The following is a 17,306-nucleotide window of genomic DNA, read 5'->3' as shown; positions in this document are numbered from 1 at the left end:
TACTATATAAAAAACATGGGCTAGCTAATCCATACTCACGCTTCTTCCCGGGATAACCGCCTTTTTCTTTCTTATGCTTCTTGATTGCCTTCAAGTTCAACGATTTTCGTTGCAACATTTTCGCAAAATGCACGATCATGCTCCACAAACAGAATGGTCGGTGCATACTCCAGCAATAGCTCTTCAATTTGCATACGGGAAATCACGTCAATAAAATTAAGCGGTTCATCCCAAATATGCAAATGAGCCTGCTCACTAAGACTTTTGGCGATCAGGACCTTCTTCTTCTGTCCCCCGCTATAAGTCGAAATATCCTTTTCGAACTGAAGCCTCGAGAAATCGAGCTTCCGCAATATCGATTTAAACAGGCTCTCGTCAATTCCGCTGCTGGTGGCATAATCCGACAAACTGCCCCGAAGATGGGACGTGTCCTGGGATACGTAGGATATTTTCAGCTGACGATCCCTGCTGAGATGTCCCGTGTACTGCAGATCTTCTCCGCATATTAATTTCAGGATGCTGGATTTTCCTGATCCGTTTTTACCCGAAAGGGCAATTCGCTCCCTTTGTTCGATCGTGAAACTTACGTTCTCACACACCGTCTTGGAGCCATATGAGATGGATACATTCTCTAGCTCGGCCAGCTGCTTTTTGTGATACTCGAGCTGGGAAATCGCAAGACTCTCGGAGCTCTCGATATTTTTAAGGAGCTTCGATTTTTCTTCAATAGCGGATTGTTGCCGCTGCTCCAGGTTTTTGGAGCGTTTCATCATTTTGGCTGCCTTGTGGCCAATATAGCCTTTATCGACTTTGGAGCCGGAATTTCTGGTGCCGTTTTTCGTTTTTTCTACTTCATGCGACCAATTTCCCGTTCTTTTGGCAGAATCGGTTAACCGTTTAATGTCTTTCCTGAGTTTCTCGTCACTGGCAAGCTCAAATTGATCCTGTCGCTTTTTATTTTCCCACCATGCGGAGAAATTGCCCTTTTGGATCTCGATATTGGTTTTATTGATGGACAGGATGTGGTCGACACAGTCATCCAGGAATGCTCGATCGTGAGATACCAGAATGTACCCGCTTTTTTTGCTCAGATAGTCGCTGACCGATTTTCTCGCATGCATGTCAAGATGATTGGTCGGCTCGTCAATCAACAGGAAGCGGTTCTCTTTGGTGAAGAGCGCCGCCAACATCACTTTGGTTTGTTCTCCGTTCGACAATGATGCATAAGGCCGGTATAGAACATCTTCCGATACCTTCAGCAAGTTAAGCTCGCGCAGGATTTGCCAATGAACATACTCCGGATAAATCTCTTCGATTACATCCAGGGTAAGATACTCCTTGTGCTCGACATGGTAAGGAAAATAGTCAAAGCTCACGGCGGACGAAATATTCCCGCTGTATTCATACTTGCCTTGCAGCAGGTTCAAGAACGTGGTTTTCCCTCTGCCGTTTCTTCCGGTAAATCCTAATTTCCAATCGGTATCGATTTGAAAGCTCACATTCTCGAATATAGGATCATAACTGCTTTCATAAGCAAAGGTTAGGTTCGTTACATTAATTAATGACATTTTACTCATTCCTCTATGGCGAAATTTCAGAACGAAAAAAGCGCAGATAACACCAGATCCCCGGTGCTTTCCACGCTAACGTTAACCTAACTATACCATAAAGAAACCAAGCGATGGATCAAGTCATCGCTAAGCATGCCTGTATATGAATATAGAAGGATAAAGTTCCGGTATCTGATTGGTTATGATGTGAACCTTGTCTAGTGTTCCCCGTTTCGACAGGTTCACATAAACATCTACAACCTCTAATTCAGTCATCGCTTTATCCCTCCTCTGTATGATCACTCATTATAGTCCGAATATAAAAAAACTTAACATGAAAACCTCCCTTTGGTCAACCTGCTCGGGAGCCTCACCGTTTTAATATTCTGAACGAAGACCATGGATCATATCCGACTTTCCGATCTTGCGCAAATAGCGGGTTGCTGTTAGGATAATTCGAGTGGCAGCTAGCTGCCTAATCATATGGATCGAAAAGCAGGTGACCGATTATGAATTTGTTAAAAGAATTTAAAACCTTCGCACTCAAGGGAAATGTGCTGGATTTGGCCATCGGGGTGATCATAGGGGCAGCCTTCGGCAAGATCGTATCTTCGCTCGTGAGCGATATCATTATGCCGGTGATTGGCTTGCTTCTTGGCGGTGTGGATTTATCAGGGCTGAAGGCTACCATCGGGGACGCAACGCTGACATACGGAGTCTTCCTTCAAACCGTCGTGGACTTCCTGATCGTATCCTTCTCGATATTCATGTTCATCCGCACGCTCAACCGCTTCAAACGCAAAGAAGAGACCAAAGCCGAAGAACCGCCGGCTCCGTCGAAGGAAGAAGTTTTGTTAGCTGAGATTCGCGATTTGCTGAAACAGCAAAACCAGGCCTCCGAAAAATAAAACAGGATTCCATTAGAACGTGTTTTCAATCTGAAAACACGTTCTTTTTTTGATCCACTACGGATCACATGGCGATCCCTGCCGACCTTATATTATATTGACAGATCCGAATCACTAGAATTATAATTCATACTAATCCTACACAAATAGTATATTTTATAGAACGACAAATAACCGTCCAACCTTGGGCTGCCCGGAAAAGGAGAGATCCACATGCCAAATGTTCAAACGTTTAAAGCTACCGCCCAATTGCAAGAAGGAGTAAAAGTTATAACGAAAGCAAGACAATTCGAGCTGGTCATCGATGAGCCTCAAAGTCTCGGCGGTACGGATACCGGAATGAATCCCGTCGAAGCCTTGCTTGCTTCCTTGGGTGCATGCCAATCGATCGTGGCCCGTGTTTATGCGCCGAAATTCGATGTGGTGCTCGAGGATTTCAGGGTAGACGTCGAAGGCGACTTGGATCTGGACGGATTTTTTAACCGCTCCGAGGTACGCCCCGGATACTCCGACATTCGATATACGTTTTACATCAAGACACCATCGCCCGCCGATAAGGTGGAGTCGTTCGTGGCATTCCTGGAGAGTAAATGCCCTGTGGGCGATACGATTGCTGCGCCGGTGAATCTTAAGCTAAATCGCATCGTCATCGAAAACTGAACTCATGTACATAGAGGGATGCAAGACTTGCACACAGCAGTCCTGCATCCCTCTTTTATCTTATGCTTAAGAACTTGAGTCCACGCTGGGCTCTACCTTCCAAATCTACAAACGCGCCATCTGACCACCTTTGATCTCTAAAGGCTCGCCATCTACGCTAATCCATACGTTTAAGGCACTGGGGTTATGGATCATCCGGCTATCTGCCGAGAAACGAAGTTGGTCCAAGGCACTGCAGTATGCATAGATCTCGGCATTCGTGGCATACCAGATATCATTCCGGCCGCCGATCATGTCCCCGAACCGATCCACGAGATCCCAGTTGCGGTCGTTCTCGAACTCATAACTGTGGCCCCACACGTACAGGATGGCCATCCTGGAGAAAATCTGCTGCATATCCACGAACTTCTCCGCGTATTCCACCATTTCTTTATGATGACAAGTCGGATGCCAACGAAGCCAATCATCGGGCTTATGAAACGAGCCATGGCTATTTACCGTGCGAGCGTATTCCATGCCGACATATCTTAAAAGGCCGATCACTTGTTCACTGTAAGTGCCGAACGGATAACTCATTCCCTTAATGGGGTAATGAACCAAAGCTTCTAACGCTTTCCGGTCCTCTACAACCTGCTCCACCACTTGTTCGGTAGGTATTTGCTCCAGGAAGGGATGATCCACGGTATGCGCGGATACCTCATGCCCCCGGTACAAGGATGCGACTTCCGAAGGGGCGATGTATCCGCCTTTGCCAAGCGTTCCGCTGTTCAAATGAAACGTGCCCCGTATTCCGTACTCATTCAGCTTCTTGACCAATTTCCGATCATATTCGCGGCCATCATCAAAGCTAAGCGTCAATGCCTTCTTGGCGCCATTGGGAAAACGGTCATATTGTATGCGCATTCAAGTTCCTCCCATTTAAGATATTGACTCGCATCATATCCTATTAAGTTTCATTATACGATGTTTGAAACCGGGGATACATCTATTATTTCCTGTTTACGGCATATAGGAAGCGACCATAGCCGATCTCAGCCGCATTTTTCATCAGCTCGACATTAAGCCAGGCCGCCAGCTTATGAAAGGGTTGATCCGTGAAAGGCCACTTGGTTCGTTCCGTCGAAAGAAAAGCATCGTCCGTCAAAGCCGCCGCTTCACGTTCCCATCGCAGTCTCAAATCGTTAATCCGCTCTCTGGCCTCTTGAACGCTTCCAGCAGAATGGATATCGTTGCGGGTCATCGCCCAGTTTCCGAACGAATGGTTCAGCACCATCGTCCACCAATAGGTGATATGCCATGTCAGCCAGGATATGCTGGGCGGGCCGATGTCGTACTCCTCGGATTCCGGCCATTCCGCACGCCAGATTCCGGATTCGCGATAAACATGAAGCCCCTTCGAGGCAGGCCGCCAAAAAAACTCCTCGTCTTGAAGGCCCGTGAGATGCAGATCAAGCAACTGCCAAGCGATTTGGAACTGGAAATCAAGGGTGTTTCGAAGGATACAAGGCGGGTTAGCCGTATTTTCGTCCTGCATAGTACATCCCTCCGTCATCGATTAACTATAATATAGACGTTATACACATTCGTCTATTAATATAAGGATATAATAAGATGTTGTTTATCACCAGTCAATCCATGGATCTGAACATAAGCAAACAAAAAAGCCGCAAGGATGCGGCTTATCTGGTGCCCATGCCCGATTCGGATAAACGGGTGGCTTTGACGATATAGGAAGCCAGTCCGGGGATCATCCGGACGATGCCGGGATAGAAGCGATTGCTTTTGGCAAAAGCCAGATTCTGAATTCTTCTCGCCCTTCGAAGCAGCTGCGCAAAGGTGCGATTGGCTTCGTACGTGTAATGATTTTGCCATTGAGCGAAGTTGATTTCTCCGTTTAAATATTTGTCGGTCCAGCCGGAGCACAGCAGAGATGAACGCAGGGCAACCGACATTCCGTCTCCGCAAAGCGGCGGAAGCATTAACATGGCATCGCCGATGTGCGGATATTGCGACCACGGTTCCGGTCTGACGGATAAACGAAGCGGGGCAATCGATACCTGGGTGCCTTCTACCGGCTCTCCTTCAGCCAACCGTTCAGTTAACCTGTTGTTCGAGCGCGATGCGGCTTTGAGAATTTCGGGTACCGATTTGCCGCTTCCTTGTACCGATTTCAAGGTCAGCAATGCAGCCACGTTGACCTTCCCATTCTCGACAGGCGATATCCCGACATAACCGCCCTCGCAAAAATACAACTCCACCCTGGAAGGCACAGTGATGCCGGCAAAGTGCGATTTTACGCCGACATATACGGTATCATCGCGATATGTTTCGGCTGAAGCAACACCGCGCGGCTTCTTAGTACCGTAGGCTCCAATGACGGCTCTTGCCTCATACCGAATCTGCTCGTTCCCTTGCCTCGTTTCGATTTCATATCGATGATCGCCTCGCTTCCGGATCTCGGTCACGGCAGACCCCGTTACGATTTCCGCACCCGCGCTTACGGCACTCTCATGCAATAGGCGATCCAGCTCGTAACGGCTGATGCCGGTAGCCTTACCCGGTAACGGAGCGGTGATGACGCCGCCATGAGGCATCACGATAGAGGCATGATCCATCGCAGCGGGGTTCACCTCCTGGACTTGAAGATGGACACCCAGATATTCCAGCATCTCTCGGGTCTCTGGGGACATGAATTCGCCGCAGGTTTTGTGGCGCGGAAAGGATTGGCGATCCAGCAGGATCGTACGATGCCCCTGCTTGGCAAGCTGCAGGGCACAGCTCGTTCCGGCAACTCCCGCTCCGATGACCATTACATCGGCTTGCTTTGACATATGTGAACACCCGCCTTTTAGCTTGCATGAAGAATTAATCATCGGTTTTGGCAACCGATTATGGCTTCCTATCGTTTTGGGATAACAACGGAATAGCGGAACAATGGCTTCCATCGATAGGTTAAGGTGGCGTGATTAAGCTGCTTTTTCAGCTCTCTCCAATCTCTCCCCTTAAACCCCTTGGCAACCGATAACGGCCCATCGTGACGAATATAACGATTGCGGGAGATGAGACGCGTTGTGATCCAGACGGCCGCGTAAGGCACAGGATGCCGATGGATATCGTTAATGACGACGCCATGAACGGAGGTTCGCAGCATATGCGACACGATCTCCATGAGCTGCTGTCCCTGAAAATGGTGGATGAACTGGGATCCGGTCACGATATCAGCCGACGCATCGGGCAGTTCCTTAACGTCCGCGCGGCGTACTTGAACCCTCGGTTCATGACGAAACAGCCGTCTCGCCTCTTCGCACGCTTCTTCCGTCACATCGACTAAGGTAATGCTCAGCTCCACGCCCATTTGATCCGACCATTGCAGCAGCTTCTGGTTCACATCGCCGGAACCCGCGCCAACATCCATGATGCTAAGGGTGTTCGGACAGCCGACCGATTTCCAGAGCTTCACCACGCCATCCAAGGTCGGGCCCGGTGCCGCGAATATGCGATTCAACCGCCTTAAATGCCGGAGCTCATCCTCCAGATGAGCACCGAGCAGTTTGGGAATGCGCGGCGACAAGAAAAGATCAAAGCCCGTATTGCCTACCTCCCACGTCATATCCTCCGTTGAATCCGGGAGCAGGACGGAATATCCCGTGCCGAGCTCCACATAATGCCGATGCTCTGCTTCCGGCTGACCGATGACACAGGACGAGGCACCATCGCCGAAGAATGAGGCCGCAAACAATGCTTCCCTCTCCCGAACCGGCTGGAAGTGAAGCGTGCAAAGCTCCACGCACACGACCAGCACCTGCGAACCCGGCGCCCCACTCACAACATCCCGCGCCATTTGGATTGCTTTAAGACCAGCGGCACAGCCTTGGAAGATTAACGGCAAACGATTGACCCGCGGAGAAAGCCCCAGCTTCCGGATCAACAGAACATCCATCCCCGGCTGGTATTGACCCGTGCAGCTAACCGTAATGAGATGCGTAATTCGATCCGGAGACATGCCGGCATCTTTCAATGCCTTCTCGGCAGCCTCTACGCCAAGCGGGAGGGCCTCTCTCTTATATGTATCCATACGCTCTTCGGTTGTCGGAATGACGGACGCTTCATGGGAATGCAAATATCGGCACTTCTCCAAGGGATCCAAATAGTTGGATTCGCAAGTATAACGAGTTTCGACACCGCAGGATCGAAATACTCTTCGGGCAAAGCGGGCCAGATCAGGTCTGTCCTGCAGCGTGGATGCGATTAATTCTGCGATATCCGACTGAGCTACGGAATGCACCGGCAATGCCGTGCCCATCCCGAGAATCGCGACATCGGATCTACCGTTTGTTTGCTTCATGGTCAAACCTCCTGCAGTCTTGGAATTATACATGATTACCCACCCCGGGGCTTTTTGAATTCGTTTAACTTCTATTTGAGGTTAGGATAACCCGAACATAGCAAATCATATCCAATTCAAACCAAATCACTTGTAAAATCGCATCCGCAAACAAAAAAAACCACGATTCACGTGGTTTTTCAGACTCGACGATCCTTGTCATCAAAGGAAAAGCAATGGCTGTTGATCCTGAACGGATGAACGCAACGGATCTTCGGTTATATTACTTGCCGGATTCAGCTTCGTCATCCTGACTTCCCAGAACTTCCGCATGGGCAAGAAGAACCCATTGGTTGGATTGGTCGTAACCGGATACCTCGGCAACCACACGATATCGAGGGTACATCCATTCGGGAGGGGTACCGGCTTCCAGAGCGGAGGTGTCCGTCAAACCGACCGCATGCGGCTCTAGCAAATGAATCAAAGTGCCTTGCGGAAAAAAGGCCTCGATCCAGCCTTCTACTCGTGCGCCTATAGGAAACATGCGCTGGATCCGCTGCCAGTCCTCCATCCAGACCAAAAGCTGCTTCTGCCAGAGCTCTTCGAATGCAGCTTGACTGATTTCTTCATAATAGGGTTCTTTCGGATCAAGTGGATGCTCCGCCAGCAAGAAATGACGGGAGTCATGCTTTCGGTTCGACGTGATCCAGCTGCCGTCCTCATCATGAACCATCTGCCTGTAAGCCGTTCCGTCGTGATCCACTTCAAAATACCAGGTCCCCATTCCCGGTTCCTGAACATCTTTCAGATATTTCAAAAATCGTCCTCCTATCAGCTGAGCAACCGTTCAAGAAATTCGGCCAAGTTCCGGTGGCGGCTCTCGCTATGACTTAAATAAACCCACACCTCGGGCTCCGGCTCTATGGCGTCGTCCGATTCGGGCCAAACCAAATATGCGATATCCTATATGCTTGCACAAGCCAGAAAAGAGAGTCGGCCCGTAGGAATGGTTTCAGGTGCTGAATCTTCCCAATTTTCCCTATTCGCTTCATAAGCGTAGTGCCTCTTCCATTCCAGATTCAGATTTACGAACCGTATGAGTGTTTTATATATGGCACCCGGTTTATTTTACCATATCCAGGTGCTTGGGCGCGGCTCTTTTCTTTACTATATCAAACAAGCCTGATTGCGACTGCAATCAGGCTTCAAGATTTAAACATTATTTCCCCGACATCGTTCTGATAGGCGTACTGAACTGCTGCGCAAACTCATTTAGATAGATGATCCTTCCATCCACTCTCGACTGCTCAGCCGCGAATGCCATAAGGTGGCTTTGAACGGAACGGCTTGCCGATGTAAGTCCTTGATTGTTTCCTCCCGTTTGCACCAATCTCAGAAAATCCATGATCAGACCCATATCTCCGCCGCCGTGGCCGACATGGCCGCCCCGGTCCGCAAAAGAAATTCGCTCGACCTTCCCGCTGCCAAAGTGAATGATCTCTATTTCGTTCTTCTCCATGGCTCCGCGGATCTCCCCGCGGGTTCCCATCAGCTTGATCGTGCGGCTGACATCTCGCGTAAACGCGCTCATCGTGAAGGCGACCGTCACGCTGTTGGCAAACTCCATATTGACGACCTGATGATCCACCACGTCATTGTCGCAATGGTATACGCATCTGCCGTACGGCCCCTCCAGCAGCGCTTGATATCGGGCATCATAACTCATATCGTCGCTGATCGCCGAGGTCGGCCAATTCGTGTCCTCGGTCAAATAATGATCAGGTGCATAATAGAGGCACTCATCCGAGACCGGACATCCGTCCAAGCAGCGCTTGGGTGCGCCTGCCGGTGCCTGTGCAGCCGTAAAATGGCTCAAGGAGCCGAAGGAGGACACCCGGACGCAATCCGAATCGGCAAGCCAGAGCAGCATATCCAGATCATGGCAGGACTTGGCCAGTATCATTGGGCTGGAATCTTCCGTCCGCCGCCAATTCCCCCGCACAAAGCTGTGCGCCTGATGCCAATAACCCACGTTCTCGTTATGCTGAATCGACATCAATCGGCCGATAGCCTCTCGCTCCAGCAGCTCCTTGATGGTGGAAAAAAACGGCGCGTACCGAAGCACATGACAGATCGAAAATACCAAACCGGCCTGCGAAGCCATCTCACCCATCCGGATGCATTCTTCGGGATCCGGAGACATCGGTTTTTCCAAAAGCACATGGTAGCCGGCCGCAAGCGCCCGCATTGTCGGCTCGAAATGCTGCTTATCCTGGGTACATATGAACACGGCGTCCGCGACCTTGGGTGCTGTAAAAAAATCATTCCAGTTCTCGAAGCATGCCGCGTCTTTAAGCCCATGCCTTACTTGAAACTGTTCCCTCCGCTGCCGATTCGGTTCTGCGACGGCGACCACCTCCATCTCATGGGGATGCTGCAGGGCATAGTCCATATAATTGATCCCCCGCAGTCCGGCTCCGATCAGGGCGACCTTCACTTTATTCATCCGTTTCCTCTCCCTCCGTAGGTCTTATTCTTTCACGCTTCCGACCGTCATCCCTTTGACAAAATACTTCTGCAGGAACGGATACACGACCATGATCGGCAGTGCGCCCATGAAGATTTGGGCCGTTCGAAGCGTTTTTTCGCTCAAATTCTCCATCGCCTTGATCTGTTCGATCGAAATCGAGGTCATTTGGGAATTGATCGACATAATGAGGGTGGACAAATAGGTTTGCAGCGGGTATTTTTCCGGCGAATTCAAGTACAGGATACCGTCAAACCAAGCATTCCAGTGCCCCACGATGGTGAACAGACCGATCGTCGCAATGGACGGCAGCGAAACCGGCAGGTAAATTCGCCATAGTATTCTCCAGTGTCCCGCACCGTCAATCGTTGCCGCTTCTTCCAGCTCCTTCGGGATTGTCCTGAAGAAGTTCAGCATCAGAACCATGTTCCATACGTTAAGCGCTCCGGGCAGAATCAAAGCCCACACGGAGTCGATGAGTCCGGTATTCTTCACGACCATGTACGTGGGAATCAATCCCCCGCCGAAAAACATCGTTATGGCAAAAAACCACACATACGGCGTACGGAACTTAAATTGATGATTCGATTTCGATAATGGATACGCCGTTATGAATACAAGAAGCATATTCACCGCCGTCCCCAACACGACCCGGGTAAGCGAGACGCGGAACGAACGGAAAAACTCTACCTTTTCGCCCAAGTACCGGTAAGCGTCCAGGTTAAAGCCCACGGGCCAGAGTCTCACCTCTCCCGCCATTGCGGCCGTATTCGAGCTTAGCGAAATCGAGAGCAAATGAACGAACGGAATGATACCGAGCAAGGTGATGAGGGACAGCACCAGCGTATTCGTGATTACAAACAGTCTTCTGCTGATCGTTGGTTTATGCATCTTCCTACCTCCACTCCAGCCTAAAAGATCCGATAATTGTTATATTTGTAAGCCGCATAGTACGTCACGGCCACGAGCGCCAGAGAGATGACGGATTTAAAGAAACCGACGGCGGCGGCAGGACCGAACTGCTGGCTGAACATGCCCAGTCGATAAACGAAGGTATCAATGATATCCGCCCCTTCATAAACCGTCGGGTTGTACATGATCAAGATCTGCTCGAAACCTGCGTTAAGAATGCCGCCAAGGCTCAACACGCCAAGCAAAATGAGAATCGGCGCCATGCCCGGCAGCGTGATGTGAATCATCTGCTTCCATCTTCCGGCTCCGTCTACTTCTGCTGCCTCATACAGCGTCGCATGGATTCCGGTGATGGCTGCAAGCATGACGATCATGTTGTAACCCATCCCTTTCCATACATCCGATCCGATGACGATCCCGCGGAACCAGTTATTATCCAGCATGAACATGATCGGTTCCATATGGAGCGCGCCCAGAAGGCCGTTCACCGGACCATTCAAGGAGAACAATTCGATGATGACGCCGCCGAGCACGGTCCAGGACAGAAAGAACGGCAGGAAGATGGCGGATTGGATAAAGCGCGAAAACCATCTTCGCGTGACTTCGTTGAGGAGCAGTGCCAATATCAGGGGCACCAGTAAAAACAAAACCATTTTAAATACGGAAATCACGATGGTATTCCACAGAACCTGCTTGAAATCGGGCAGTTCGAAGACATAGCGGAAATTATCGAATCCGACGTAATCCGAGCGGAAGAACCCAGCCAGCGGCTCGAATTGCTGAAAGGCCATCACAAGGCCGGCCATGGGCCCGTATGCATAAATCAACGTGACAATGACTCCCGGCACCAGCATCAAATGCAGCAAATATTCTTTTTTCAGCGTTCTCACAGATGAAACCTCCCCGTCCATTTCAAACGGGAGGAGTCTGCCGGCTTCCTCAAGGGCTTCTCCTCCCGCTTTATCAATCCAAGATTATTTGGCGCCCTGCTGGCCGTACCAATCATTGACTTCCTGGGTGATCTGATCCCCGCCCAGCGATTTCCAGCTCTGAACGAATTTATCGAATTCGTCCAGCGAAGCCCCCATGACGATCTTGGTGAAGGTTTCCTGCATCAGCTTATCAAGCTGTGAGCCCTTCTCGACTTGAGTTGCCGTTGGCAGTCCGTAGAACTCGTTGTTTACGTAAGCTTGATTCTCTTTGATTTGCCGCGTCATGCCCCAGCCGCCGTCTTTCGCCGCCCGGCTGAAATACTGGCCCCAGTTTACGCCTTTCGAGGCATTCGCGGTATTGCCTGCAAGATAATCCTTTGCCGCCTTAAAGACGTCCGCCACATTTTTGTAGTTCTCGTCATCCAGCGTGATTTCCGTTTGGTTTGCATCGAGAGCCTTGTTTACTTCCGTATAGATCGTTTCGATTTGTGCCGGATTATAGATCCGTGGGTTGAACCAATTATAGACGTATCCTTTTTCCGCTTTGTTCTGGTCCATGTATTTCTTGTTGCCCATCTCGATGTAGAAGTTGATCATTTTGATGGCGGCTTCCGGATTCTTCATTTTTTTGTTCACGACCACGAGTTTGTTGCTGCGGATTTTGGGAACCATGGACTTGCCCGGCCCGTCGAGTCCGGGAATCTGAAGGGCAATCCAGTCTGCCTTGGGATCCTTGTCAACATTCAGATTCAACGGCCAGTTCGGATACCACCATTCCCCGTAAGAAATGCCCACCTTGCCTGCCGTAATATCTTCAACGGACTTGTTCTCGTCCTTCAAGGCGAATTCTTTGTCCAGAATTCCCTCCTTGTACCAGGACTGCAGCTTGCCCAGCGCGGTCTTGACTTCCGGTTGTATGAGCCCCGGGATCAGCTTGCCGCTGTCGTCCTTGATCCAGGCCGATTGATTGTCCCCGATGGAAGGGTAAGCGCCAAATCCATTGAAGAAGCCCCTCAGGTCAAAGCCCCAAAAGAACAGATTCTTTTGCATGGCGATACCGTAGGTGTCGTTTTTGCCGTTTTGATCGGGATCCTGCTGCACAAAGGCTTTAGCAACCTGCTCCAGCTCATCCATCGTTTTCGGCGCCTGCAGATTCAGGTTATCGAGCCAGTCCTTGCGGATCCAGAGCAGCTGGGTGGACAGGAACGGATCCTCGAAACCGGGAATCGCGAGCAGCTTTCCGTCTGAGGTAAACGTCTTCATCGCAAAACCGCCGTCGGATTCCATGTATTTTTTCAATGCCGGCGAAGCGAAGTCGTTATAAGCTTGGGTGAGATCGGCAAGCATGTCCTGCTTCTTCAGCTTCTCGAAGTTCTTCTGGTCCAGCTCCATAATGTCCGGCAGGTCGGCCGAAGCCATGGCTAATGAAAACTTTTGCTCGAACTGACTGGAAGGCACCGTCCATTTGTACTGGACTTCAATGTTCAGCATGTCTTTGAGATCTTTGAAGTAAGCATTCTGTTCGGGCGTAATCCCTTGCGGCGTCCGCGGGTCCTCGGGCGGATTGTAGCCAAGCACTTGCGTGACCGTTACCGTTTCAGGATATTTGCCGAGAGGATCCGGCGGCGTATTGGAGTTCGTCTCCTCGGCAGAGCTTTTGTTCGGTGTCCCCTCCGATTCGTTCCCCTGATTCGAGCATGCCGCCATTACCGAAAGCGTCATCGTGCTAATCAACATCATTTTCGCTAGTTTGGTCCATTTCATGATGGCTATATCCCCCTTGATCTGGCGTATTCTTGATATCCGTGCTGCTTAGATATCATTATAGATTCCGCACGAAAGCGCTATCAATTTTAAGTTTTTTACATCCCTTTCACTTTTTTTACTTATTGTGCGTGTTCAAAAAGATCGATTTTCAGCACCGAAGCTTATGCTTCCGATGTGCGTTTTTTCAAAACGCTTCAGTTGGATGAAGCTAGGGAGTGAGGAGCGGAGCGTACGTTTTGGGTACGTGAGCACCGGAAATCCCGGCTGAATTCAAGATTCGATGCCGAATATGCTTTCAGTGTTACTTCGTGTTAGATATAGGATTTATAAGTTATCAACGGAGTTGATGAAATTCTATATCGCAAGAAAACCTACTTCTGAATCGCGGTCGCTCATCCTTGAAGTGGCCTCGATAGAGGTTTTCTTATCAAAAGCGGACTTTTTGAACTACCTATTATTGGGTATTTCGGTATTCCTGCGGGGTTACGCCCATCTTTTTCTTAAAAAACGTCGTGAAATACGACGGGGATTCGAACCCGAGCCGCACGGCAATCTCTTGTAATTTCATGTTCGTATGCTGCATCAGATGAAGCGCCCCTTCCATCTTTTTCGCCTGAATATACTCCAGCAGATTTTGACCTGTCAGCTGCTTGTAGTAGCGCGAAAGATAGGATGGGTTAAAATGCACTTCCTCCGCTATGGCGGTCAACGAGACGTCCCCGGATATATGCTCCAGTATGTACCTGTGAATCCGATCGATCACATCGAATTTCATGTCATCCTGCCTCAACTGGCTGTTTCCATGTATCATCGCTTCGTGTTCCTTGGCCTTTTCGATATCGGCAACGACCATCTCTTGTCCCAGCGCCGCCCTGCTGTGCAGCATGGTCCGCAAAGCATGAAGCTGCTCTCCCGCCGTGTTCCATTGATGCAGAAGATTGCCCGATATCCCGAAAGAAACCTGAACGCCAAGCAGCTCTTCGCACTCATTTTGCACCTGCTCCAGGATGCCCCTCATATACGACATCATGCCCTGCCAATGAAGCAAGTCCTCCGGCTCAAACCTCCGATAACGGTCCAGAAGCTCCTCGCCCGGCTGCAGCAGCCATACCAGCAAGTCTTCATCCAGTACGGCATGCTCGCAGGCAAACGAGCTGGGCAGGTCGTTGATGAACATCATCTGAACGGCTTGCACCGCATTCTTCGTCTTGGCCTCCGGGGCCATTCCGACCCTTCCAACGAGAAGGAATGCCGGCCGATCTGCGTCGATACCGAACCCCACCTCTTCATAACGGGGCTGCGACAACAGGGAACCCAGGTCTTCCCCCTTCAATGCCTTTTGTATGAGTTCGCGCTTGAGCAGAGGCTCGGCCATTTGAAAATGCATCTTAGCCTTTTCTGCCTGGATTCTGCGTCGGTTCTCTTCATCCAGCCTGGAGGAAGCCTCTTGGACGGCTTGAAAGATCGGATCGATTCCTTCGGTTTTCAGGATGTAGTTATCCACGTTCTTGCGCAGGGCTTCGTGCACATATTCAAACTCGCTGTAACCGGTCAGAAAAATGATTCGGCAGTGCGGCCAATAATACGTAATTTCGTCAATCAGCTGAAGCCCGTTCTTATGGGGCATTCGTATATCGCTGACCAAGATGTCCAGCTTCACTCTCATGGCGATCTCCACCGCTTCCTTGGCGGAATAGGCTTTCCATACATCCAGGTCGAATTGCGTTTGCTCCTGAAAAAGCTGAACCAAGCCGTTCACGATGACGGGCTCGTCGTCCACGATCAACAGTCTGTACATCACGATGCCTCCTCTGATTCATGAATCATAATGATCAAATCCACCTTCAAACCGCCATGGACGCTGCGCGAGACGGTTAATCCGCTGCCGGGCCCATACTTGAGCTGAAGCCGGTTGTTCACGTTGACCAATCCGGTCTGCTCCACATGCTTCGAATCCATGGCAAGCTTGCCGCGCAGACGCTGCAGCATCTCATTCGTAAGCAAATTCCCGTTGTCCTCCACCGTGATACGCAGTCTGCCCTCCCGATAATCAGCGCTGATGTACAGCATGCCTTCCTCCATGCCATCCTCGAATGCATGCTCAAACGCATTCTCCACGATAGGCTGAACAATAAGTCTCGGTACGGTGATACCTTGGGGAATGTCCGCAAATTCCCTATGCTCATATGAAATCCGGTTCGAGAAGCGAATGCCCTGTATGTCGCAGTAATCCAGAGCATGCCTGTATTCCGTATAAAAAGGCACTTCGTCGGAGCCGCTTCTCGTGATGTACTGATAATAGCTGCCGAGCTTTTGCGAGAGCTCCGCCGCACTATCCGAATCTCCGACCTTGCACATCATATACACATTAAAAAAGCTGTTATATAAAAAATGCGGGTTAATCTGGGATTGCAGCTGCTTCAGCTGCGAGTGCTGCAGTGCTATTTTTTGCTCATAGTTTTCTTCGATCGACTGTTTAAGCTTCAAGGCCATCCTGTTGAAACCGTTAAACACGTAATGAAACTCATCCTTGGTTCTGGACTCGATCAGGATATTCAAATTATCGGTTTCGATCATATGAAAGGCTTTAACGAGCTTGGACAAAGGCCTGTGGATCATCAGATTGACCGAGAACGAATAGAGCACCATCACAATCACGGCAAGGATAAACAGCGTATAGAACCAGGTAATGAATTGGCTTATGGGGCGGGTAATTTCATTCTGATTCACGTACATGACCAAGGACAGATCCAGCGAGCCGACTTCATTCTGAATGATAAAATAATCTACGCCTCCCAATTCCCCCGTCTCCGGCGCATTTCGATCCGTATCCGGCTTGTCCAGGACATGATTCAAGATCTCTGTTGACTCATCGGCCGCAGGCGCCGTCGTCAAGATGGTGCTGCCTTCTCTACTCCCCAGAAGGACTTCGGATTCCGGATACAGCTTGGCGATTTCGCTTAAAGCCCCGAGCAGCTTGGGCCGGGAAATCTCGATGTATGACCATACAGCCCCGTTGTTTTCGGTTTCGATCAGAAAGATCCGGTCACCGCTCCTATAGAATGAAGGCTTGGGCATCACCGCCATCATGGACGATATCCGTTCCATTTCCTTGTTCGGGGTATTGGTCACCCCCGTCGTGGTCGAGATCGTTTTCCCGACATCCTTCACGTACACGCCGGCACTCACGACATATTCGCTGGAAACCATCAAGGTTGCCAGCCGATCCCTGACCTGGTCGATGAGCTCCACCTCTTCGTAATCCTCCAGCATGCTGCCTCGGAAACTAAGCTTCTGCAGATCCTTGTCATTTAACAGCTGCAGCTGCAAATTCCGGATAAAATACATTTCTTTATCGAGCTGCGTGGAATAGAAGGACGCACCCGCGGCCGCGGAGTTCAAGATAGACTCCTTGGTGACGGACATTCCTTTATAATTCAACCAAATATTCATCGAGATGAGAGGAAGTAACAATACGATAAATACGATGACGATTTTTTGATAAACAAACCATTTCGATGCTTTGCCCGCAGCCTGAAGTTTCATGCTTTTCCCCCAATTCGTTATCACTCCATCCATTATCATCTAGTATAGGGGGGCCGGCTGACATTACAACGAATTATTTTTACATATTAGGTGCAAACATGACAGTCATGAGTTCCAGGCATAAAAAAAAGCCCCGTAAGGGGCTTTTAAGCTGGTTTATCATTCAGCACAGGGATCGGT

At 49.9% G+C, this 17,306-nt stretch carries 14 protein-coding genes; 2 read left to right on the top strand and 12 right to left on the bottom strand.

Annotated features, from left to right (window positions below):
- Window positions 1-71: 71 nt before the first annotated feature.
- Window positions 72-1,568, bottom strand: coding sequence for an Lsa family ABC-F type ribosomal protection protein (locus tag GYMC10_RS13750; protein ID WP_015735017.1), 1,497 nt, complete (start codon window positions 1,566-1,568; stop codon window positions 72-74).
- A 491-nt stretch (window positions 1,569-2,059) separates the two neighbouring features.
- Between GYMC10_RS13750 and mscL the strand changes: the two genes are divergently transcribed.
- The gene (mscL, locus tag GYMC10_RS13745) at window positions 2,060-2,458 is read left to right on the top strand and encodes a large conductance mechanosensitive channel protein MscL (protein WP_015735016.1); all 399 of its coding nucleotides are present in this window, start codon (window positions 2,060-2,062) and stop codon (window positions 2,456-2,458) included.
- 213 nt (window positions 2,459-2,671) lie between these two features.
- Window positions 2,672-3,118, top strand: a complete 447-nt coding sequence (locus GYMC10_RS13740; RefSeq protein WP_015735015.1) for an OsmC family protein — start codon at window positions 2,672-2,674, stop codon at window positions 3,116-3,118.
- A 105-nt stretch (window positions 3,119-3,223) separates the two neighbouring features.
- On the opposite strand, the gene GYMC10_RS13735 is transcribed toward GYMC10_RS13740, so the two are convergent.
- The 11 genes from GYMC10_RS13735 to GYMC10_RS13680 all read right to left on the bottom strand — a co-directional run bounded on the left by GYMC10_RS13735 (window position 3,224) and on the right by GYMC10_RS13680 (window position 17,126).
- On the bottom strand, window positions 3,224-4,021 hold the full coding sequence (locus GYMC10_RS13735) for a polysaccharide deacetylase family protein (protein WP_015735014.1): 798 nt from the start codon (window positions 4,019-4,021) through the stop codon (window positions 3,224-3,226).
- 85 nt (window positions 4,022-4,106) lie between these two features.
- On the bottom strand, window positions 4,107-4,652 hold the full coding sequence (locus GYMC10_RS13730) for a DinB family protein (RefSeq protein WP_015735013.1): 546 nt from the start codon (window positions 4,650-4,652) through the stop codon (window positions 4,107-4,109).
- A 145-nt stretch (window positions 4,653-4,797) separates the two neighbouring features.
- Complete coding sequence (locus GYMC10_RS13725) at window positions 4,798-5,949, bottom strand: NAD(P)/FAD-dependent oxidoreductase (protein WP_015735011.1); 1,152 nt, start codon at window positions 5,947-5,949, stop codon at window positions 4,798-4,800.
- A gap of 68 nt (window positions 5,950-6,017) precedes the next feature.
- Window positions 6,018-7,463, bottom strand: a complete 1,446-nt coding sequence (locus GYMC10_RS32940) for a methyltransferase domain-containing protein (protein ID WP_015735010.1) — start codon at window positions 7,461-7,463, stop codon at window positions 6,018-6,020.
- Between the two features lie 262 nt (window positions 7,464-7,725).
- Window positions 7,726-8,259 carry a hypothetical protein gene (locus tag GYMC10_RS13710; RefSeq protein WP_015735009.1) on the bottom strand — a complete coding sequence of 178 codons (534 nt, stop codon included), beginning with the start codon at window positions 8,257-8,259 and terminating at the stop codon, window positions 7,726-7,728.
- A gap of 402 nt (window positions 8,260-8,661) precedes the next feature.
- Window positions 8,662-9,948, bottom strand: a complete 1,287-nt coding sequence (locus GYMC10_RS13705) for a Gfo/Idh/MocA family protein (RefSeq protein ID WP_015735008.1) — start codon at window positions 9,946-9,948, stop codon at window positions 8,662-8,664.
- Between the two features lie 24 nt (window positions 9,949-9,972).
- A complete protein-coding gene (locus tag GYMC10_RS13700; RefSeq protein ID WP_015735007.1) occupies window positions 9,973-10,860 on the bottom strand; it encodes a carbohydrate ABC transporter permease in 888 nt (295 codons plus the stop codon).
- A gap of 20 nt (window positions 10,861-10,880) precedes the next feature.
- On the bottom strand, window positions 10,881-11,771 hold the full coding sequence (locus GYMC10_RS13695) for an ABC transporter permease (RefSeq protein WP_015735006.1): 891 nt from the start codon (window positions 11,769-11,771) through the stop codon (window positions 10,881-10,883).
- Window positions 11,772-11,855: 84 nt separating this feature from the next.
- Window positions 11,856-13,577, bottom strand: coding sequence for an extracellular solute-binding protein (locus GYMC10_RS13690; protein WP_015735005.1), 1,722 nt, complete (start codon window positions 13,575-13,577; stop codon window positions 11,856-11,858).
- Window positions 13,578-14,034: 457 nt separating this feature from the next.
- A complete protein-coding gene (locus tag GYMC10_RS13685) occupies window positions 14,035-15,378 on the bottom strand; it encodes a response regulator (RefSeq protein WP_015735004.1) in 1,344 nt (447 codons plus the stop codon).
- Window positions 15,378-17,126 carry a histidine kinase gene (locus tag GYMC10_RS13680; protein ID WP_015735003.1) on the bottom strand — a complete coding sequence of 583 codons (1,749 nt, stop codon included), beginning with the start codon at window positions 17,124-17,126 and terminating at the stop codon, window positions 15,378-15,380. The genes GYMC10_RS13685 and GYMC10_RS13680 overlap by 1 nt, the downstream gene beginning before the upstream one ends.
- Window positions 17,127-17,306: the final 180 nt, after the last annotated feature.

The organism is Paenibacillus sp. Y412MC10, from assembly GCF_000024685.1.
In the GTDB taxonomy this organism is placed as follows: Bacteria; Bacillota; Bacilli; order Paenibacillales; family Paenibacillaceae; genus Paenibacillus_AQ; species Paenibacillus_AQ lautus_A.
Note: the sequence above shows the minus strand (reverse complement) of the source record. Positions and strands in the feature narration are given on the sequence as shown.